Below are 19,623 nucleotides of genomic sequence, written 5' to 3' on the forward strand. Positions count from 1 at the left end.
CCGAAGGGCAAAAAGGAAACCGGCCTCAGCTAGCCTTGTCCACTTCTACCGAAGGGCAAAAAGGAAACCGGCCTCAGCTAGCCTTGTCCACTTCTAGCTTGCGCCCCCTGAAGTAGGAGACGAGCTTAGCGCCCTGCGGCACGATCAGAAGGGCCGGTGGTCTCGATCCGTAAAAACGGATAGGGGGTTCAGTGGCGTAAATCAAGTCGTCCGAATTCTGTATACAAAATTTTGCGGACGATAGCTGTTGCTGATACAAACGCCAGTCTGTGCGACTTGATCGATTTGGCGGCGAAGTTCACCCCATTCGGCTCGTGGTCCCGGTGTTGTGTACGCAGTATTTTTTGTCGAGCAGGGCCTTTTGCCCGAGCGAATGCCAGCGCTTTATTTCAACCCGCGGCCGACCGCCAACCCCATCCCTCTGCACCGCAAACATTTAAAGTGAGTGACCACCAAGATGTTCGCGCGACCGCCATGGTGATTGGGCACCTAGCGGCGTTGTCGACCGCTATTTGAAGCGAGCCCATCCTCAGCTGCGCTGTTGGAAGTTTCAATGCGACGCTACCGCAGCGCGTGGCTATCGGGAAATCGAAAACGGAAGGTGGCGCGACGCCCGGACAAAGACCGGTCCTTCCGCCATCGCAACGCAAGCCCACGAGGACGTCTGGCACAATGAGTTCCTGAAGAGCTCGTCGTGCATTTCGAACCACTCGGTGTATCCCGATATCTTACTCTCTATAGCGATTGCGATCAGGCGTGATTCAAAGCCTTGAGCCAGCCGAGGCCTTCCTCCGTCGTGGTCGCAGGCCGATATTCGCAGCCCACATATCCCTGATATCCGATAGCATCGATCTCCGCGAAAATACGAGCGGCACAGCAGCGATCTGGATATGGCCGATATGGGGGGCCATCCTTCTCAGGGCCATCACCACGTCACCATGCAGAATCTGGCGATGGTAGATATCGAACTGCAGCTGCACATGCGGTTGATCGAGAGCGACAACGAAGTCCAGCGCCCTGTCAAAGTCATTCAGGAAATAATGGGGCATGTCGCGACGGTTGATAGGCTCGATCACAAGGCCGACGCCGACCTCGCCCGTTGCGTCCGCCGCCCGTTTGAGATTGTCGCGGAAGGTCGCAACAGCAAGCGGATCCGTACTGTCGGAATTGCCGGCCATCATATGGAGAAGGGGGCTACCGATGACTTTAGCATAGGACGTCGCCGTCTTCAGCCCTCTATCGAATTCCTCCTGCCGCGACGGAAGCGACGCAAGGCCGCGGTCTCCGCGCTCCCAATCCCCGGGCGGCATGTTGAAGAGCGCCTGCTTCAAGCCCGCAAGAGAAAGTTGCTCGAACACTTCGGCCGCCGGATAGTCGTACGGAAACAGGTATTCGACAGCTGGGAAGCCGGCGTTAGCGGCGGCTTGAAATCGATCCAGGAAGGAACGCTCGCCAAACATCATGGATAGGTTTGCAGCAAATGTTGGCATTTCCTCCTGGGAAGCCGGCGTTAGCGGCGGCTTGAAATCGATCCAGGAAGGAACGCTCGCCAAACATCATGGATAGGTTTGCAGCAAATGTTGGCATTTCCTTAGTCCTCAGTTGCCATGCCAGGAAGTGTCAGACCAGCAATCCGCGCCAGGAGACGCGCAAAATCAAGGAGATCGAGATCGAAGCCGGCGATATCGTGCGCTCAAGGTTGGTCGACCATCCTAAGGAACGGTGACAATGAAGACGGTGTTCGACAGGCGTTGTCTCACCCAGTTCGGCGCTCGGCCGAACTGGGTGAGATCGTATCTATACAGATGAGTTTTTACAAAACCACGCAACAATCGGGTTCCAGCTGAGTTGGGAACGACGATACTTGCTCTAAAGTCGAAATTTTGTACTCCAGGCTCACGTTGCTATCGAGCGATATGAAGAACCGATCGTTTTCCGCATCAATCGCAGCTGCAGCCGCCCCGCCGTCCAACGGCCGATAGGCGATCTCCTCGAGCGTTGCGGCATCGACGATCGACATGCAACGTCCCGAGAAATGGGTGACAAGGAGTCGTCCATCTCTTAGATCGTATATTCGTGTGGGATCCGTACGTGCAGGAATGCTGCGGCGAACAACCATTTTCTCCGTATCAATATCACTGATCGTGTTTGAGCCGCGATTGCCCACATAGAGGGTCCGCTCATCCTGGCTCAGGCAAAGGCCCTCGGGCTTAATTCCAGGCATGAGAGAGACCGGCTGAATAGTCGCATCCTGCGGATTGATCCGGGTCACGGTGTGGGTCAAGATGTTCAGGCAAAGCGCTGTTCGTCCGTCGCCACTCAGCGCGAACAAATGGCTCTTGATGCCTCCAGCAGGAACAGCCCTTGATGGAGCGAGAGCTGTACTCGGCGACTCGATGACCAACATCACAGCTGCGCCTTCGCTTAAGCCATACAGGCGGCCTTGCTTGTCCATAGCCATGCCATGAATACGGTTGAAAGGGCGGCAATCAATCGTGTTTACGATTTTCCGAGCCGCAATGTCGATCACGATGATCGATGTCCCCCCAAAAGAGGGGTCCGCCGACGTACGAATTCCATAGTGCCCGACATATGCGAACTTCCGTTCTGCGTCGACAACGAATTCGTGAGGGTAATCAGGCAGCGCAATTTCAGCTAACCGACTGCCAGACGCTATGTCGTAGTACGACAAGCAGTGACTACTTTTTTCGATCAGTAACAAAATCCCGCGGTTGTTATCAGGCATGAGAACTCCATTTAGATGTTTGTGGTATGGCTATCATACCATGAATGGCACCTTCATCTTCGTTTGTCAAAGCCTGATTCATTCTCCCCAAGTCTCTTGGCTCACGATCTGGTGCCATGCGTCAGAATTCTCTTGTCAGAGCTATACACCTATCATACAGTAGCCTAGTAGCAAACGTTGTGGCACCGAGGGCTGAAAGCATGGGTAGTGAAACTCTAAGCGTGACGACTGAAAGTGGGAGCTTGCTTGGCGACGCCGGCGAAGCGATCATTCTCCAGATGATGCCAATCGTGGAGGTAGGTGCCGCGGAATTGAATCGTCGCTATCGGGTTTGTCGCTTCTATGAGGTTGACGACACCCGGTCATGGCTCGAAAAATATGGCCCGAAAGTGCGCGTGGTTGTTACAGCCGGGCACATAGGTGTTCCCAATGACCTGATCGACCGCCTTCCGGCTTTAGAACTCATCGCCATCGCGGGTGTAGGATATGAGAAGGTCGATCTCGCATTGACGAGGAGGCGAGCAATTCGTGTGTCAAACACGCCAGACGTCCTCACCGAGGACGTTGCCGACTGTGCCATCGGCCTGATGATCGCTGCGATGCGTCGGTTGACGACCTCCGATGCGTTTGTCCGAACTGGACAGTGGCGCGGCGGTGATATGCCCCTTAGTCGCCGTGTATCTGGTCTGCGCTATGGCATTTTTGGCCTTGGCCGAATCGGACAGGCCGTCGCCCGCCGACTGGAAGGTTTCGGCGGTACAATTGGATATTGTGCAAGGTCCGCCAAAGACGTTCCCTACCGCCATTACTCCTCAGTACTGGATTTGGCTCTGAACAGCGATGTCATGATCCTGACAGCGGCCGCCAGCGAAGCGCTCGTGGGCTGTATCGATGAACAGGTACTGACGGCACTTGGCCCACAAGGATATCTTGTGAATGTAGCGCGCGGATCGTTGGTTGACGAAGACGCTTTGATCTCCTGCCTATCGACAGGACGCCTATGCGGGGCGGGCATCGACGTTTACGCGAACGAGCCGAACGTGCCCGAGACACTCATCGCCCTCTCCAACGTCGTACTTTCTCCACATATTGGCAGCGCGACGGCTCAGGCGAGGGAAGCGATGGCAGAACTCATGCTTGACAATATCGCCGCGCTCTTCGCCGGCCGACCACTACCAAGCCAAGTATCGTAAATGCCAAAAAGCAGAAACGCGACAGGCTCATACGCCACCCAAAGTGAGGGTGGTCTAGTCAGATCTGATTTTTATAAAGGAGGAACTATCATGAATCCAAAATCGAAACGCAAGTTGGGAAAGAGCGGCGTAGACGTCACCATAATCGGTTGCGGTGGCGGTCCGTTAGGCGAGCTTTACGCCAAGATAGACCATGATGTTGCAGTTGGAACGGTTGAAGCGGCTTACGACGGGGGTATGACACTTTTTGACACCTCGCCATTCTATGGTCATGGGATGTCAGAACATCTCATTGGGTCGGTTCTCAATCGCAAGCCGCGCAACAGCTTTGTTTTGTCGACAAAGGTTGGCCGTTATCTTGTTCCTCCGGGTGACAAGCCTCTGGATCGAACCCCGTATGTCGGCGGCTTCGACTTCAATCACGTCTTCGACTATACCCGTGAAGGCACTCTCCGCTCCATCGATCAGAGCATGGCGCGGCTCGGTATCTCAAGCATCGATTGCCTGACCATTCATGACGTGGACGTATGGACACACGGGACGCGAGCAATCTACGAGGAGAAATTCAAGGAGACGATGGAAGGCTGCTATCGTGTTCTAGATGATTTGCGCTCCCAAGGCGTTATCAAGGCTATCGGGGTTGGCCTCAATGAGGTCGATATTTGCATGGAATTTGCAGCCGCCGGTGACTTCGATTTTTTCCTTAAACGGAACATCGACTTGATGGCTCACAAGATTTCTCCAGGTGAAGTTAAACGGAACATCGACTTGATGGCTCACAAGATTCCGCAGGATCTATGGGCGGAACTCAAGCACGAAGGGCTCATCTTCCCCGACTCTCCGACCCCTGTCTGAGTGGGCTCATTGACGCGGAAGATCGTCGTCAAAAATCAATCTTGCGTCACTCCGTCTCGACGCAGTGACGCGCCTATGACGCACCCTGGGGGAGAGCTACGTCATGAAAACAGATTCTGAATCAACCAAGTTAGATCGAACGAACTGGCCCATTGCCGCGGCGATGATCCAATATCCGAATGTGCTTGCCGACGGTCGTTCAGTACAAGAGCAATCGGACTTGGAGTGGCATGCTACACTTTCGGACGTTTCGGACGCTGGTTTCACCGAGTTGGATCCTACTGATTCCTGGCTGCGCATCGCCGATCTCAGCCCCGATCGCCTTCGCGGATTTCTAGACGTTGCCCGTTCTCTTAACCTCAGCATTCCTGCAATTTCAACGGCGAGGAGAAGTGTAATCGATCCCGAACGAGGTGATGAGTTCCTCAAGTATAGTCACAAGGTGATCGACACCGCTTGCGAGGTCGGCGCCAAGGCTGTTTCGTTCGGCTTTTTCGGTCCGCTCACTGAAAAGCAGAAGGCTGCCTTGTGGTTTTGGACCGTCGATGGTCATCGCAACCCGGATGATCCTGCCGTGTGGGCAAAGGCGGTGAAGCGAATTCGGGAACTCAGCATACATGCGTCGGAGGTTGGAATCGAGCTTTCATTGGAGATGTATGAGGATACATATCTCGGCTCAGCCGATAGCGCTGTCCGCTTCGTCACTGACGTGGATCGTCCAAACGTTGGTCTCAATCCCGATCTGGGTAATTTGGTTCGCCTTCATCGGCCAATGGAACATTGGCTCTCGATGATCGAAAAGACCGCTCCTTTTGCGAAATACTGGCATGTCAAAAATTACTTCCGTTCAGAAGACTCCGCAACGGGTTTTGTTGCGACCAGCCCGGCACCTTTGGAACTCGGCGTTATAAATTATCGCCTTGCGATTAGGACGGCTCTCGCGCACGGCTTCAACAGCGCGTTTCTCGTGGAGCACTATGGCGGTGACGGGCTGAGCGTCAGCGCAACGAACCGCGAATATCTGCGCCGAATTCTTCCATTAAAACCGCATTAGGCAAATCGGGCCGGGAACTGGTTCGGCAATTCGTGAGGAACGGATTTTGTGGGAGTTTGGTTCGTCCACGGACAAACCGGCAACAATCGTGTTCTGCAAAAAGTGAGAAGCACCACAGGGAGACATGGATTGACAACCAAGAAAATCATCAATCAACCGACTGATATTGTCGAGGAGATGCTGGAAGGGGTACTGTTTGCCCATTCAGACCGACTCCGGCAGTTGCCAGAAAACACGCGCTCGATCATCAGTACTGATGGTCCCCGCAAAGGTAAGGTTGGACTAGTCATTGGCGGCGGGTCCGGTCATGAGCCGAGTTTCCTGGGCTTCGTGGGAAAAGGCCTCGCAGACGCGGCGGCGATCGGCAATATTTTTGCCTCGCCACCTCCAGACCCGATTTATCAATGCGCCAAGGCCGTGGATGGGGGCGCTGGTATTTTGTTCATGTACGGAAACTATGCTGGCGATGTCATGAATTTTGATATGGCGGCCGAACTCGCGGCGATGGATGACATCGAGGTGCGGACGGTGCTTACTACGGATGACATCGCGTCCGCCCCTCTTGGTCAAAGAGCTAAAAGACGGGGAGTGGCCGGGAATTTCTTCATTTTCAAAGTTGCTGGGGCGGCGTGCGATCAGATGTGGCCACTCGATGAATGTGAAAGAGTGGCGAGAAAGGCGAATGATCATACCTTCACGATCGGAGTTGCGTTAGCGCCTTGTTCCCTTCCGCATACACTCAAGCACAATTTCGAACTCGGCGAGACCGAAATGGAAATTGGCATGGGCATCCATGGAGAACCTGGCATCTCAAGAGGTCAGGTGAAAAGTGCGGATGCCATTGCCGACGACATGATGGACCATCTCCTGTCAGAGCTCCCGGCTGCAAAAGGTGAAAAGGTCGCGGTTTTGGTGAATTCCCTCGGCTCTACGACGCTTATGGAGCTGTACGTGCTCACCAGGAGGGTTCACCAAAGGTTGCGTGCGGCCGGGATCGATATCTATCAGACCTGGGTCGGAAATTATTGCACCTCGCTTGAGATGGCGGGCGCCTCCATTTCGCTGATGCATCTCGATGAGGAACTCACTCGACTATTGGAGCACCCCTGCAACTGCGCCATGTTTCGTAGCGGGTGACTGCTAATGCTTGAAACTTTTTTAACTTCTCTCTCCAGGACGCGTCAATGAACAATATCTCGTCGGAAAATCTCATCCAAATGTTTCGCTATATCGCGGAAGCGATCGAAACCGAAAAGGACCGTCTTTGCGAACTCGATGGCATCATTGGCGATGGTGACCATGGCATTGCCATGAGCGTTGGTATGTCCGCGGTCACTGTGGCACTCGACGCCGTGGATAGTAAAATCACTGTGCCGACAGAGATCTTCAACCTGGCGGCCAAGTCGTTTCTAAATGCGGTTGGAGCATCATCGGGGCCTCTTTATGCAACCGGGTTTATCCGCGCAGGGGCGTGCATAAGAGGTAAGACGGTACTTGAGCGCGATGAAATGGTTGCAATTATCGATAATATTGCTCAAGGGATCCGCGAGCGAGGCAAAGGGGAACTTGGTGAAAAGACCATGCTCGATGCCTGGTTGCCAGCTGCCGCCGCTTGCAAAGATGCTGCGTCAAACGACGAAGATCTTTCGGGCTGCCTCCGTGCTGCTGTAAAGGCGGCAGTTGCTGGAGCCGAAGAGACCAAGGGGATGCTCGCATCCAAAGGGCGGGCGTCCCGTCTAGGGGAGCGAGCTATCGGTCAAGTTGATCCAGGTGCGGTTTCAGCCGTTGTAATTCTCAAGGCGATTGCGCGATTTGACGTAGCGGAACGTGACGGGAGGGGAATTAGAGATGAACCATTGGGCCACGTTTTCAATTGAACAGCCTTCTGCGGCTGATTCCTAGGCGATGTCACGTTGTCGTTGGCTTAACGGTTGATGGCTAATTCGGCTGACATGAACTCGCCCGCGATCAGTTACAAGAACCACCGCTTTCCGCCGCAGATTATCGCCCGCGCTGTGTGGCTGTATTTTCGCTTCCTTTGAGCCTGCGGCTGGTCGAGGAAATGCTGTTGGAGCGTGGTATTGTTGTGTCTTATGAAACGATCCGGCGATGGGCTCGCAAATTCGGCCCAGCTTACACAAAGCACTTGCGCCGAAAGACGCCACTGCGAAAGGATATATGGCATCTGGACGAGCTTCGTCATTTCCATCGGCGGACGAAACCATTGGCTTTGGCGTGCCGTTGACCAGGACGGTTGCGTTCTCGATGAAATCGTCCAACCCCCCGCGACACCAAAGCTGCCAAGCGATTGCTGGTCAGACTGCTGAAGAAGCTATGCCTGGCGCCTCAGATGAATTCGCGAACAGTGAGCTTCTATGTCTGCGCCTAGTTCTGAACCTAGAACCTTCCACATGATCGAGGCCGTGCCGGAACGGCTTGAGGGTGCTCCGCGACAGTTTCGGCGGCGTTGGTCTGATGAGTTCAAAGAGCGGGCGGTAGCTGAAGCGATGGAGCCCGGTGCAAGCGTGTCAGCGATTGCGCATCGCCTCGGGATACATCCGTCGCAGCTATTCAGTTGGCGTCGTGATGCTCAGGACGGGCAACGCCGTTGGGCGCGAGATCCGGCTATAAAGGTTGATAGAGGGTCGGTTGGCACCATTGAGGTGGTGGTTGGCGACGTCGTTATCCGTGCAAGTGGCGACTTCGATGAGGCCCATCTGCAGCGGGTGATCCGAGCGGTGCGGTCGGCATGATCCCATCGGGCGTGAAGGTCTTTCGTAAGCGGTGTCCCCCTGGCACGTTGACCGGAAGTTTTGTGTCTGCGTAGAGAACCAGTGGCCCAGACATTCACGGCAACTCTACGCCACAAGCAGTCATTGCAGATGTATTAACTGATTATGCATTTCTGTTTGCCAACGTCCGAGATATTCCCTGTCCAAGTGGTCAAAGAAAGCAACCGACGTTGATTGAAACAATAGGAATTGTGCTGAGGATACACGACATCGCCACCTCTCAGGAGATAATCGAAAGCAATTTGGGTTGCCCTGTTCAATGGGGAACGATGCGCGACGGTTCACAATCTGCCGTAGTAAACCTGAATGACGATAGATACATCAATTGGGATATCCTGACGCAGTCTGTCCGCGAAATCAGCGGCGGCATTGCGGAAATGATCGACAACGGTGCCGTTGGGATAGCTAAGCTTGATATTGGAATGCCATTTTACTTTCCACGGAATTACGCCTCCTCCATCACCATTCCTGCTGAACTGTGTGAACTGGCCGGGAAAAGCAGTATTGCGATTGAAGTGACCTATTATGCAACGTCCGAGGACGACGAGGTGTCTAGCAAGGCCTAGAATTGCCAAAGCGTACGAATGTCCGCGTTGGTCTAACTGCGGGTTCTGTGCCCGCGCTACTCTACAGGATAGTTCCAAGGCAGCAGTTCCTCGATCCGGCTCAGCTTATGGCCGTTGACGATGGCGGCGAGGGTATGTGTCACGAAGGAACACCCGGCGGAACAGGGACGTCGCGCCGACGTTGTAGTTTCAGCCAGGAGGCTTCACCATGAAATATGTACGTTCGCAGCCGCCCATCTTCGTCAATGGGGGGACACAAGCCGTCGTGGATTACCGAGTAAAAGCAGTTCTTTACTCGATGGTGGCAGGTATGGTGTAAGCGCTGTTTCGCTCGCACGTAGACACAACCGTTGTGTTTCAGCTTGTGAGGTGGCGACTAAACGGCAGTCTTTTGGATTAGCTTGGTAGGCGGATTCGGCAAGCCCTCATTTCCGAGGGGTCGCCATCTGCGATGAGCGAACCTTTTTCAACCAAAGAAATAACGCGCTCATGCAAGGCCATGTCGCCAACCTGCAAATATGGGTCGCGGCTCAGGCCGAGAGCATTTCCGACGATAGCGGCAACCATTTTCCATTCCGAAGTGGCTTGCGCGAGTAGCAACGCATCAAAGTGATCAATAGGTGCGGACGCGAGACCATCTGCCGTTACAATGCGGAATGGCGCATTATCGGCCATAAGCTTTTCCCATCTCCGCTTGTTCAGAATGTCTTCATCAGCGGAAACGCTTCTTTCGCGACCTAAAAGCGTTGCGAGGCCGTTGCCGGGTATAATCGAAACGGCTTGTGCCGACTGGATTACTCCATCAATGCCATTACCCCATCTGACAGGCACACGGAGGCCTGTAACATCGATGACACTGTAAGAGCGCCCCGCCATTCTCCATGCCCAAGCCAGGCGAAAGGCGATTTCTCTGGCTGAATGTTGCCCAAACCATACGATTGGCCGGTCTGCCCTGTCCGCGTTCAACCAAAAGGCATGAAGACTGTTCTCAATGTCCCAATCGTCCATCTGCCACCACGCTGCGCGTGCAGATGGGGCCATGTCTGCGATGGGGCCGCAACTCAGATCATCCTGAAACACCAGTAAGTCGTCATCACGGCCTGCAATGCGAAGAGCCTCTCGCAACGATCCTGCGGCTGAATCCCCTGGAATAATATGTGTTGTCTTCATCGGAAGCTCCACGCAAAGGCATGAAATTTGAGGATGAAATCAATACCAGTAAACTCGAAGCATATGAACTGTTCGGTTCGCCAGACATGAGGGCGTCTATGTCGCGTTATCGGGGTGGCCGATGGTTCCACGGCAGGAGTTCTTTGATTTCACCTTGCTTGTGGCCGTTGACGATGGCGGCGAGCGTGGCGCTCAGATACGAAAACGGATCGACCGCATTTAGTTTGCAGGTCTCTATAAGCGAGGCAATGGTCGCCCAGTTCTCCGCTCCGGCATCATGCCCCGCGAAAAGCGCGTTCTTGCGATTGAGGGCTATCGGTCTGATGGTTCGCTCGACGGTGTTGTTGTCGATCTCGATCCGACCGTCACCCAGGAATATGCAGAGGCCGTCCCAGTATTTGGCGATATAGGCGAGTGCTTCGCCAAGCGGCGACTTGCCAGCGACGCGGGCACGATGATGCGTAAGCCAGGTCCGCATGTCGGCAATCAATGAATCTGATCGTGCCTGCCGCTGAGCGAGACGAGCGTCTGCGGGAAGGCCGCGCAGCTCCGCCTCGATCCGATAGAGTTCACCGATCCGCCTCACGCCTTCCTCCGCAATCGGCGCTGATCCGTTCCGGGTGATCTCGACCAGTTTGCGACGAGCATGCGCCCAGCAATACGCAAGTTGGATGTTCCGCCCAACACGATCCGGCGCGATCAGCCGATTATATCCGGCGTAGCCATCCACCTGAAGGATGCCCGTAAATCCTTGCAATATCCGCTCGGCATGGAGACCGCCCCGGCCGGGTGCATAGGTGAAGGCTACCCCCGGCGGCGCACCTCCGTCCCACGGTCGGTCATCACGGGCCAGCGCCCAGAAGTATCCGGTCTTGGTTTTGCGGGAACCGGGATCGAGGACCGGCGCACGGGTCTCGTCCATGAACAGCTTCGTTGACCGCTTCAGGTCGGAAAGCAAGGCGTCGACGACCGGGCGCAGTTCGAAAGCAGCCCGACCGACCCAGTCGGCGAGTGTTGACCGGTCGAGATCAACGCCCTGGCGGCTCATGATCTGCGCCTGGCGATAGAGCGGCAGATGATCAGCATATTTAGAGACCAGCACATGCGCGATGGTCGCCTCTGTCGGCAACCCGGCCTGGATCAATCGGGCGGGCGCTGGAGCCTGGGCAACCCCGTCTGTGCAGGCACGACAGGCATATTTGGGACGGCGCGTGACGATGACGCGGAACTGTGCAGGAATAACATCCAACCGCTCGGATACGTCCTCACCGATGCAATGCAGGCCGCCACCACATGTGCAGATCAAGCTCTCCGGCTCGATGATCTCTTCGAAGCGAGGAAGGTGGGCGGGAAGAGAGCCCCGATTGGCGGAGCGAGATTTGGGGCTCGGTTTGCCCGAGGTGCTATCGGCTTCATCTTCGGCATGGAGGGCCGCTGTGGCTGTCTCCAGGTCCTCCAGTGCGAGATCGAATTGCTCGGGATCGGCCTTCTCGGATTTGCGGCCGAAGGCTGCCTGCTTGAAAGCTGCAACCAGCTTCTCCAGGCGCTTGATCCGGTCGTCCTTGCGAACTTCACGCTCTTGCGCAGCAATCAGCATCGCCTTCAGGGCATCAATGTCATCTGGGAGAGCGGCGGCATCCAACATGCTCGAAGTCTATCAAACCCCGTCACGCCTCGCCGGAAGAATCCGCCGCCCGAGTCATCATGCCGCATCTATTCGATGGCCCCAGGCGGTCTCGCCTCCACGGACCGAACCCGACGCCAGTCAAGGCCTGCAAACAAAGCCTCGAACTGGGCATGGGCCAGCGTCATCAGGCCATCCTTGATACCCGGCCAGGTGAAGGTGTGTTCCTCCAGCCGCTTGTAGGCCATCACCAATCCGCTGCCATCCCAGTAGATCAGCTTCAATCGGTCTGCTTTGCGAGATCGGAATACAAAGACCGTGCCCGTGAAAGGGTCTTTGTGCAGCTCGTTTTTGACCAGAGCCGCCAGCCCATCGTGACCCTTGCGGAAATCGACCGGCTTGGTGGCCACCATGATCCGAACCCGGTTAGACGGAAAGATCATGCCGGAACCGCGCATGCGCGGGCGACAGCGGCGATCCGGTCGGCAGACGCTCCTTCTTCCAGCCGAATGGTAACGGACCCGACGATGATCTCCGGACGGCTGGTCTTTTTGATCGGTGGTTCCAAAACAGGTGGTTCGACGATCACCGATGCGAACTCCACCGCATCCTCAAGTGCAGGCAGAATAAGCTTGCCCTGCCGCGCCATCGTCCGCCAAGTCGACAGCCGGTTCGCCCGCAATCCAAAGCGTTCGGCGACCTCATTCACCTTCGCACCGGGTCGAAGACTTTCCGATACGATCTGCGCCTTGACCTTATCAGGCCAATGTCGGTGGCTCTCACGTCCAGACTTCCTGGTTGTGAGAAACTCCAATGTAGTCTCCATGGAGAAACTCCCGTTGCGTGTCCATGGAAAGCCGATCACAGATTAGGGCGGCGAGAACAACGTGGGAGGGGGACACCGGTTACGGTCTTTCTCGCGAGCCATCCCCCAATGAAATGCATGGCCCAGCAGCGAAATCGCGGCGCTGATGCCGTGGAACTACACCGCCTGAACGGCCTCAGCTTGCCGCTTACCGACGGAGGCCGATCACGGCAAGCTGAAGCAACGGATCAAACCGGTGAGAGGGTTCAAGGCGTTGACAACGGCCTATGCGACGATCAAAGGTTTCGAGGTCATGCGCGCGTTGCGCAAAGGACAGGCTGCGATTTTCAACCTGACGGGCGACATCCGTGGAGAAGCACGCATCGTTGAACGTCCTTTCGGCGCCGGGCCGAGCGCGCTGACGGAAGCGGTAGCACTGCTCGGTCAACATATCGAAAATCGCAAGCCTGCCAGGGAATCGACGTCCCAACCAACGGCCATCCTAACCAAAATGGAAGTTTGCAACAGAGCCCCATATTGCATAGGCAATCACCTCCGCTGGAAAGCGGCGACGATAAAGAGGATCACGAGTAAATCTGGTCATGCCACCAGATCCCACATTCTGATCGATGCTCGGTGAACTTTACGGTCCCCGCACGGCCCAACATAGGAACCGGCGGCATCACACCAGCACAGAAATTGAAAATGGCCGCGCGAATTCTACGAATGAGCCCGTTCGATCAATCCTTTGTGGTATTTTCATCCATGGCCTTCCAATAAAAAGCCGCAACCTGCGAAAGATGTTCACGCATGGCCTCGCCCGCCTCCACTGGATCTTTGTTGGAAACTGCTTTGAAGATGCGTTCATGTGCGCGAAATGCCGCTTCAGCCGAACCAGTTGCCCTTATTGAAATGGTCCGCTGTTCCGTCAACCAGTCAACTACGGCAACATGCAAAGCGGTGAAAATCGGATTCTTAGGAATCTGCGCAAGGCCATAGTGGAATGCCACGTCGGTCGCTTGAAACTCTTGTTCGTTGCCAACCGCCAGCCGGTTTTTCTCAAGCAAGTCCCTTAATTGAGAAATGTCGTCTTCAACCGCAATCATCGCTGCCAACTGCGCCAAACCCACTTCAAACAGAGTTCTTGCCTGTTGAAAGTACGAAACGCCATTAGATTGAGATAGGAGATGGCGTGCCACTCCTGAAAGATCGTTGACCAGAATGGTCGGCGTCACAATGGAAACCTTGGCGCGCTCGCCATTGCTGATGGACACCAGACCCATACGTTGTAAGGCAAACAACGCCTCGCGGACTGATGTACGTCCTACTCCAAAAGCTTCGCCCAACTCTCGTTCCGGGGGCAATGCATCCCCCGGAGCATATTCTCCCGATAAGATCGCGTGCTCAATCCGCTCGACGATTTCCTCATACAATTTTCGACGCCGAATGGGCGTTACGTCCTTCATTGTTTTCCCGTTCATTTCAATTGACCAGAAGTCCCCGATCTTGAGCGACACTATCAAGCTTCGCCAACCGGCTAACTGGGTGGACTTTCCTCTTTTTAGTACCGGCCTGTGCTCATAGTCGTTACCGACCTCCGGTTGGTCCGCGTAACATCGACATAGCGCTAATTACAATCAAAATCACGCCCCATATTGCCAGTGTCAAAAATTGGGAGAATCCCAACTGATTAAATGCAGATGACACGACTTGCAATACAATCAGGGACAGAACGACGCCGCCCACCTTGCCGAAGCCACCATACGGGTCGACACCGCCTAGTACAGTCACAAGGATTGTAGCGAGCAAATAAGCCTCCCCGTAGGACGCATTGGCCGAGTTGAAGCGTGCCATCATGATGATGCCTGCGATTGCGGCCAGGACACTGGAGGTGACGTATATCTTGACGAGAACCAACCGAGTGTCCACCCCGGAAAATCGCGTCGCCTCTTCGTTGGAGCCCATCAGATATATGGTCGCGCCAAACGCCGTTCGGTTCAAGAGAACACTCACCACGGCACAACAACCGGCAAATACAATAATTCCGAATGGAACCCCGAACACAAAGCCGCTGCCTATAAACTGGACAGAGTCTGGGAACCCGGAAATTACGGTGCCTCGAGTAAGGCCTACTGCAAGGCCCTTGACCATGATCATGGTGCCGAGCGTTGCCAGAATAGGGGACACCTTGAAATAGGCGATCACTATTCCGTTCAAAACCCCGATCAGCACCGCCACGCTCAGACCGGCGGCAATCGCGATAATTTGCCAGCCCAAACCTGCTCCTGCTGCAGGCGCAATATTGGTCAGCACGTACGCGACGGTTATCGCGGAGATATTGGCTGTTGATATGATAGAAAGATTGACGCCACCATGGAGCATCGACACCATCATCGCGAGCGATAGAACACCAAGCTCGGGCAACTGCACGGCCATTGAAGTCACATTGTCAACAGCCAAAAACCGCGGACCGATGAGAAGAAGAAATGTGACAAGCATTGCGGAAAGAAGAACGAACAGTCCGCTATGCGATGAATTCCTGAGATTTCTCCAAGAACCCCATCCGTATGGTCGCGGAGAGGGCCTGAGAGAGACGGGCAAACGAAAGGATCTCATGCGTTAAGTCTCCGCAATTGCTTGGACCGTTGTAGTTGAACGGCTGTGATGGACATGGCCACGACGATGACCAATCCGCTAAAAAACTGAAGCCAATAGGACGATACGCCAACCATCAGGAGGCCGGTTTGCATAACCGCTAACAAGCTGACCCCCAAAATCGTCCCAAATATCGTGCCGACTCCGCCAATGAGACTTGCGCCGCCCAAGACGACCGCGGCCAGAACGTCCAGTTCTTTTCCCACCAGGGCACTGGGCATCACTTGCAAAGCAAGTTGTGACTGGGCAATCGATGCCAGGCCAGCCGTGAACCCCATATAGCCATAGACGATCAGATGGAGGCGGAATACTCCGAACCCCATCCGGCGCGCCGCTTCGGGGTTGCCTCCCATAGCATAGATTTGTCGGCCCACGTTGCTTCGGCGCAGAAGGACCCAGGTGAATCCGAAACTCAACAGCAGGAGCGCAATTTGCAAATTGATGGAATAGGTTATCCCATCAACATCGGAAAGTTCAAACCAGCTGACTCCGTCTTCAAACCACGGTGGCAGCAGAGAGATATACCTGCCATCGGTTACTGCGATAAGTAAGCCATAAAGGACATTGAGCATCGCGATGGTGGCGATGATACTCTTTATTCTAAAACGATAAATGAGAACTGCGTTCATCATACCGCAAAGCACGCCAATGAGACATGCGATGACGATCAGCAGGAACCAGTCTCCGCCGAACCTGTTGACGAAAGTCAATGCTGCATACTGCGCGATAGAAGCGCTGGCAGTAAATGATACATCGATCCCACCAGCGATCAGCACAACAAGGAGACCGGAGCAGAGAATACCGACATATGCAGTCGATACAACCATATCCGAGGTGTTACGGAGCGTAAGAAAGTCACCATTGAGAGAGGTGAAACAGACAATTACAACAATCAGAAGCACAAGCAGCCAGAACTCATGGCTGTTTCGCAATTCAAGAATGAATCTAGGCATTTATCAGATCTCCAAGCGTATTTTCAGACAAAGTATGGGGGAGATGTCCGCCGGATAATCTTCCTTTATTCATAACACATATTCGGTGACTGTGAAAAAGCACTTCAGGAATTTCATCGGATATCATGATCACGGCAACGCCGCGCGCCGCCAGTGACCTGATGATTTCGTAGATTCCATCTTTTGCGTTGATATCGACGCCGACGGTTGGACTGTCCAATATGAGAACGAGGGGTTCTCGCGCCATCCATTTGGCAAGTACAACGCGCTGCTGGTTTCCGCCGGAGAGTGTGTTTACCGGGTTTTCAGGATTGGAGACCTTAATCGCAAGGTCACGTATCCACCTGCCAACCGTCTTGTTGCGTTTTGCCTGGTCAACCAAGCCAAGCGAATTCTGCAGCATATCCTGTACGGTCACAACAATGTTGGAAGAAATGGATTGTTCCTGAACAAGACCCAGGGTTAGCCGGTCCTCGGAAACGTAAGCTATGCCATGTTGTATCGCATCTCGATTCGATTTCATCCTTATCTGTTTGCCGGACAGCCGGATTTTCCCGGAATCCGGAGGGTTCATGCCGAAGAGGGAAAGGGCCAACTCGGTTCGACCCGACCCCAGCATTCCGACGATTCCAAGAATTTCGCCTGTTTTCACCTCGAAGGAAATATCTTTGTAGTCGCCACGGCGACTAAGGTTCGAGACCGAAAGAACGACAGGTGCATCGGTCAAATCGTAAGAGAGGATTCTGTAGTCGAAGGCTTTGCCCGTCATGAGGTATCCAAGCTTTTGACTGCTCATACCTTCTGTTGAAAACGTACCGACCTGTTCGCCGTCCCTTAGCACTGTAACGCGATCGCATACCCGCAATACCTCTTCAAGCTTATGGCTAACGAACAGGATCGAAATCCCTTTCGATTTGAGTGACGAGATTAGGTGAAGTAGTGACTCTATTTCGGTTCGCGTAAGGGACGCCGTGGGCTCATCCATGATGAGAAGGCGCGCTTCCGCAGCCAAGGCGCGGCAAATGGCGACGAGCTGTCTGCTGGCGATCGACAGGTCAGAAACCTTAGCCCTCAAAGGAAGAGAGATCCCTATGGTCGCCATAGCTCGCTCGGCCCTGGCCATTATGCTCTTCCAGTCCACCAGATGAGGGCGACCGAGATGTTCCCCGACAGCGATGTTTTCAGCCACGGTCAAGTTCGGGAACAGGCACAAATCCTGGTAAATAACCTGGATCCCCGCCATTGTGCTCATCTGCGGGGTAAGGTGGGTAAACTCGGTTTCGTTGATCTCGACTTTTCCTCCGGCTTCGGGTGCCTGAAGGCCGGATATTATCTTTATTAACGTCGATTTCCCTGAACCGTTTTCCCCGGCTAGGCAGTGGACTTCGCCAACTTCAATTTCCAGGTTCACGTCGTTCAACGCGCGGACGCCGCCGAACTGCTTGGAGATATTTGTTAGACGCAAGAAACTCATGATTGATGCCTCCTCGTGCTACAGTCGCGCTGATCGTGGATACAGTTGGAAGCTGACCGGCCAGGTCAACTTCCTTTTCGTGTATCTGTCTCAGTTCATCAGAGACCGCGCGCAACCAGTCCGTCTACGTTCTCCGAAGTAATATGGAGGATCTTGTTGAATTGAATCGATTTCTTTGTCGGGTCGATAGTCGCTTTGCCCAGCGATCCGATTTGCATGCCATCGGTAAACGTGGCGCCGTCGAGCAACAGTTTTGCGACTGCAACGACCGAGTATCCGGAAACGACAGGATCCCACAGCATGCATTCACGAATGGTGCCGTTTTTCAGCATGGCCTGCGCTTGACTTGCAACGCATGTGCCGACAATTGCGACCTTCTTCTGCATCCGGGTTTGCCGCAATGCATTACCGGCGCCGATTGGTCCAGCTGATCCCTCAGCTAGGATTCCAGTCACGTTTGGATATGCCTTGAGGATATCAAGCGTCGTGCGTTGCGCGACATCAACTTCGTCGCCTCCCGGAAAGCGATCAGCGACCTGCTTCATGTTGGGATAGTTTTTCTTCTGATATGCCACCGCCGCGTCAGCCCATTGCATATGGGACGGAGTCGTCAAAGCACCGACAAAAATGACATATTCACCCTTCTCGCCCATCTCCTTGGCGAGGCGTTGCATCTGGACCTCCCCGAAATTCAGCGTACCAACCAGGTCGACATTCCAGTCTCGCCCCTCCTGGTTCGGTCCTTCGAACGTCACAACTTTAATGCCCGCGCCTTGAGCGCGTTTGAGGACTGCTGCGGTCACTTTTTCATCAATTGGTACGACACCAATGGCTTCCACACCCTGAGCGATGACATCTTCAATCAGTTTGACCTGTTGAGCTGCATCCTGAGTAGCCGGACCAATCAGCTTGGCATCAATACCGAACTCCTTTCCAGCGTTGACGACACCGTCGGCCATTTGGTTCACGGCAGGAATGCCTGCGTTTTTGTGAACGACGACGAGTTTTTTAATTCCGTCGGCTGCCATCCCATATGGGATCGCGGACGAAGAAACGAGAACAAGTGCAATTGAAATAACTCGAGTAAGATGGCTCATAATTCCCCTCCCAAGGGCTATCAGACTGTTGAGCTGTCTGATAGGTGCCATTTAGACAAATTTTTTTGCTTATGTCAATTGTATTAGCGTCGGGTATGGACCGATTTCAGCGACCGGTGGGTACGCTATCTTGCGGAAGTATGGTCCTTGCCAACGAGAGTGGAATTTCCTCGGGGATAGCATGGATGCTCGGCACGCGAATGCCGCCTTTAAGATGATGCCTGCCAAGACAGACCGCAACGATGCTATCGGCTTGGCACAGATCATCCGTACGGGTTGGTGCAAGAGCGTCCAACGAAGGGCGGCCGAATGGGTTCATTGATCGTCTGAGTTACAGATGTTAGCTTTCGACCGCAACGATGCTATCGGCTTGGCACAGATCATCCGTACCAAGACAGACCGCAACGATGCTATCGGCTTGGCACAGATCATCCGTACGGGTTGGTGCAAGAGCGTCCAACGAAGGGCGGCCGAATGGGTTCATTGATCGTCTGAGTTACAGATGTTAGCTTTCCGAGGACGTTGGTGCAGCGATCGCGGTTTGAGCGGATTTCGAACTTTGATGGCGAGGTTATGCCGTTTCTGTCTTGCAGCGGACGGATTTCGGGTGTGCACAATCGAGCATGCGATTGAGAGACG

At 54.3% G+C, this 19,623-nt stretch carries 17 protein-coding genes and 4 pseudogenes; 10 read left to right on the top strand and 11 right to left on the bottom strand.

What is annotated here, in order from left to right; genetic code table 11:
* Nucleotides 1-750: 750 nt before the first annotated feature.
* Both ASC97_RS26410 and ASC97_RS26415 read right to left on the bottom strand, forming a co-directional pair.
* Nucleotides 751-1,490, bottom strand: a pseudogene (locus tag ASC97_RS26410) (hydroxypyruvate isomerase family protein).
* A gap of 323 nt (nt 1,491-1,813) precedes the next feature.
* Entirely contained in the window at nt 1,814-2,746 is a 933-nt protein-coding gene (locus ASC97_RS26415) for a YncE family protein (RefSeq protein ID WP_057471310.1), read from the bottom strand.
* A gap of 278 nt (nt 2,747-3,024) precedes the next feature.
* On the opposite strand from ASC97_RS26415, the gene ASC97_RS26420 reads away from it, so the two are divergent.
* The 8 genes and pseudogenes from ASC97_RS26420 (at nt 3,025) to ASC97_RS26450 (ending at nt 9,206) form a co-directional block, all read left to right on the top strand.
* Nucleotides 3,025-3,939 (top strand): 2-hydroxyacid dehydrogenase, encoded by a 915-nt coding sequence (locus ASC97_RS26420; protein WP_057471323.1) that lies wholly within the window; start codon nt 3,025-3,027, stop codon nt 3,937-3,939.
* Nucleotides 3,940-4,029: 90 nt separating this feature from the next.
* Complete coding sequence (locus tag ASC97_RS26425; protein ID WP_057471311.1) at nt 4,030-4,794, top strand: aldo/keto reductase; 765 nt, start codon at nt 4,030-4,032, stop codon at nt 4,792-4,794.
* 103 nt (nt 4,795-4,897) lie between these two features.
* Nucleotides 4,898-5,848, top strand: a complete 951-nt coding sequence (locus ASC97_RS26430) for a sugar phosphate isomerase/epimerase family protein (protein WP_057471312.1) — start codon at nt 4,898-4,900, stop codon at nt 5,846-5,848.
* A 129-nt stretch (nt 5,849-5,977) separates the two neighbouring features.
* Nucleotides 5,978-6,985 carry a dihydroxyacetone kinase subunit DhaK gene (locus ASC97_RS26435; RefSeq protein WP_057471313.1) on the top strand — a complete coding sequence of 336 codons (1,008 nt, stop codon included), beginning with the start codon at nt 5,978-5,980 and terminating at the stop codon, nt 6,983-6,985.
* 47 nt (nt 6,986-7,032) lie between these two features.
* Nucleotides 7,033-7,725 carry a dihydroxyacetone kinase subunit DhaL gene (gene dhaL / locus ASC97_RS26440; RefSeq protein ID WP_057471314.1) on the top strand — a complete coding sequence of 231 codons (693 nt, stop codon included), beginning with the start codon at nt 7,033-7,035 and terminating at the stop codon, nt 7,723-7,725.
* A 28-nt stretch (nt 7,726-7,753) separates the two neighbouring features.
* Nucleotides 7,754-8,198 (top strand): annotated as a pseudogene (locus ASC97_RS33610) (IS6 family transposase); the annotation flags it as partial.
* Between the two features lie 157 nt (nt 8,199-8,355).
* Nucleotides 8,356-8,601 (top strand): transposase, encoded by a 246-nt coding sequence (locus ASC97_RS26445; RefSeq protein ID WP_244481605.1) that lies wholly within the window; start codon nt 8,356-8,358, stop codon nt 8,599-8,601.
* Nucleotides 8,602-8,810: 209 nt separating this feature from the next.
* Nucleotides 8,811-9,206 (top strand): hypothetical protein, encoded by a 396-nt coding sequence (locus ASC97_RS26450; RefSeq protein WP_156390475.1) that lies wholly within the window; start codon nt 8,811-8,813, stop codon nt 9,204-9,206.
* Nucleotides 9,207-9,602: 396 nt separating this feature from the next.
* Here ASC97_RS26450 and ASC97_RS26455 read toward each other — a convergent pair whose 3' ends face one another.
* The 4 genes from ASC97_RS26455 to ASC97_RS26470 form a co-directional block, all read right to left on the bottom strand.
* Nucleotides 9,603-10,376 carry a DUF3658 domain-containing protein gene (locus tag ASC97_RS26455; protein ID WP_057471317.1) on the bottom strand — a complete coding sequence of 258 codons (774 nt, stop codon included), beginning with the start codon at nt 10,374-10,376 and terminating at the stop codon, nt 9,603-9,605.
* 106 nt (nt 10,377-10,482) lie between these two features.
* The gene (gene tnpC / locus ASC97_RS26460) at nt 10,483-12,021 is read right to left on the bottom strand and encodes an IS66 family transposase (protein WP_057471318.1); all 1,539 of its coding nucleotides are present in this window, start codon (nt 12,019-12,021) and stop codon (nt 10,483-10,485) included.
* A gap of 68 nt (nt 12,022-12,089) precedes the next feature.
* A complete protein-coding gene (gene tnpB, locus ASC97_RS26465; protein ID WP_057471324.1) occupies nt 12,090-12,443 on the bottom strand; it encodes an IS66 family insertion sequence element accessory protein TnpB in 354 nt (117 codons plus the stop codon).
* Nucleotides 12,440-12,826 (bottom strand): transposase, encoded by a 387-nt coding sequence (locus ASC97_RS26470; protein ID WP_057471319.1) that lies wholly within the window; start codon nt 12,824-12,826, stop codon nt 12,440-12,442. Before ASC97_RS26470 ends, tnpB begins: the two co-directional genes overlap by 4 nt.
* A gap of 196 nt (nt 12,827-13,022) precedes the next feature.
* Between ASC97_RS26470 and ASC97_RS26475 the strand changes: the two are divergent.
* A pseudogene (locus ASC97_RS26475) lies at nt 13,023-13,265 on the top strand (DDE-type integrase/transposase/recombinase); the annotation flags it as partial.
* A gap of 280 nt (nt 13,266-13,545) precedes the next feature.
* On the opposite strand, the gene nanR reads toward ASC97_RS26475, so the two are convergent.
* The 5 genes from nanR to ASC97_RS26500 form a co-directional block, all read right to left on the bottom strand.
* Nucleotides 13,546-14,322, bottom strand: coding sequence for a transcriptional regulator NanR (gene nanR / locus ASC97_RS26480; protein ID WP_200959550.1), 777 nt, complete (start codon nt 14,320-14,322; stop codon nt 13,546-13,548).
* Nucleotides 14,323-14,392: 70 nt separating this feature from the next.
* Nucleotides 14,393-15,241: an ABC transporter permease gene (locus ASC97_RS26485; RefSeq protein ID WP_244481603.1), complete on the bottom strand. Its 849-nt coding sequence runs from the start codon at nt 15,239-15,241 to the stop codon at nt 14,393-14,395.
* 176 nt (nt 15,242-15,417) lie between these two features.
* Nucleotides 15,418-16,413: an ABC transporter permease gene (locus ASC97_RS26490; RefSeq protein ID WP_057471320.1), complete on the bottom strand. Its 996-nt coding sequence runs from the start codon at nt 16,411-16,413 to the stop codon at nt 15,418-15,420.
* Nucleotides 16,406-17,887: a sugar ABC transporter ATP-binding protein gene (locus tag ASC97_RS26495; protein WP_244481604.1), complete on the bottom strand. Its 1,482-nt coding sequence runs from the start codon at nt 17,885-17,887 to the stop codon at nt 16,406-16,408. Before ASC97_RS26495 ends, ASC97_RS26490 begins: the two co-directional genes overlap by 8 nt.
* 98 nt (nt 17,888-17,985) lie before the next feature.
* Nucleotides 17,986-18,984 carry an autoinducer 2 ABC transporter substrate-binding protein gene (locus tag ASC97_RS26500; RefSeq protein ID WP_057471322.1) on the bottom strand — a complete coding sequence of 333 codons (999 nt, stop codon included), beginning with the start codon at nt 18,982-18,984 and terminating at the stop codon, nt 17,986-17,988.
* 181 nt (nt 18,985-19,165) lie between these two features.
* Here ASC97_RS26500 and ASC97_RS35785 point away from each other — a divergent pair.
* Nucleotides 19,166-19,288: pseudogene (locus ASC97_RS35785) on the top strand (IS110 family transposase); the annotation flags it as partial.
* Nucleotides 19,289-19,623 lie beyond the last annotated feature (335 nt).

The organism is Rhizobium sp. Root1203 (genome assembly GCF_001424945.1).
In the GTDB taxonomy this organism is placed as follows: domain Bacteria; phylum Pseudomonadota; class Alphaproteobacteria; order Rhizobiales; family Rhizobiaceae; genus Rhizobium.

Bases quoted from the DNA above. Each gene is read 5' to 3' on its own strand.
- ASC97_RS26415 (WP_057471310.1), bottom strand. From the start codon at position 2,746: ATGCCTGATAACAACCGCGGGATTTTGTTACTGATCGAAAAAAGTAGT.
- ASC97_RS26420 (WP_057471323.1), top strand. From the start codon at position 3,025: ATGATGCCAATCGTGGAGGTAGGTGCCGCGGAATTGAATCGTCGCTAT.
- ASC97_RS26425 (WP_057471311.1), top strand. From the start codon at position 4,030: ATGAATCCAAAATCGAAACGCAAGTTGGGAAAGAGCGGCGTAGACGTC.
- ASC97_RS26430 (WP_057471312.1), top strand. From the start codon at position 4,898: ATGAAAACAGATTCTGAATCAACCAAGTTAGATCGAACGAACTGGCCC.
- dhaL (WP_057471314.1), top strand. From the start codon at position 7,033: ATGAACAATATCTCGTCGGAAAATCTCATCCAAATGTTTCGCTATATC.
- ASC97_RS26445 (WP_244481605.1), top strand. From the start codon at position 8,356: ATGGAGCCCGGTGCAAGCGTGTCAGCGATTGCGCATCGCCTCGGGATA.
- ASC97_RS26455 (WP_057471317.1), bottom strand. From the start codon at position 10,376: ATGAAGACAACACATATTATTCCAGGGGATTCAGCCGCAGGATCGTTG.
- tnpC (WP_057471318.1), bottom strand. From the start codon at position 12,021: ATGTTGGATGCCGCCGCTCTCCCAGATGACATTGATGCCCTGAAGGCG.
- tnpB (WP_057471324.1), bottom strand. From the start codon at position 12,443: ATGATCTTTCCGTCTAACCGGGTTCGGATCATGGTGGCCACCAAGCCG.
- ASC97_RS26470 (WP_057471319.1), bottom strand. From the start codon at position 12,826: ATGGAGACTACATTGGAGTTTCTCACAACCAGGAAGTCTGGACGTGAG.
- ASC97_RS26485 (WP_244481603.1), bottom strand. From the start codon at position 15,241: ATGGCCGTGCAGTTGCCCGAGCTTGGTGTTCTATCGCTCGCGATGATG.
- ASC97_RS26490 (WP_057471320.1), bottom strand. From the start codon at position 16,413: ATGCCTAGATTCATTCTTGAATTGCGAAACAGCCATGAGTTCTGGCTG.
- ASC97_RS26495 (WP_244481604.1), bottom strand. From the start codon at position 17,887: ATGAGTTTCTTGCGTCTAACAAATATCTCCAAGCAGTTCGGCGGCGTC.
- ASC97_RS26500 (WP_057471322.1), bottom strand. From the start codon at position 18,984: ATGAGCCATCTTACTCGAGTTATTTCAATTGCACTTGTTCTCGTTTCT.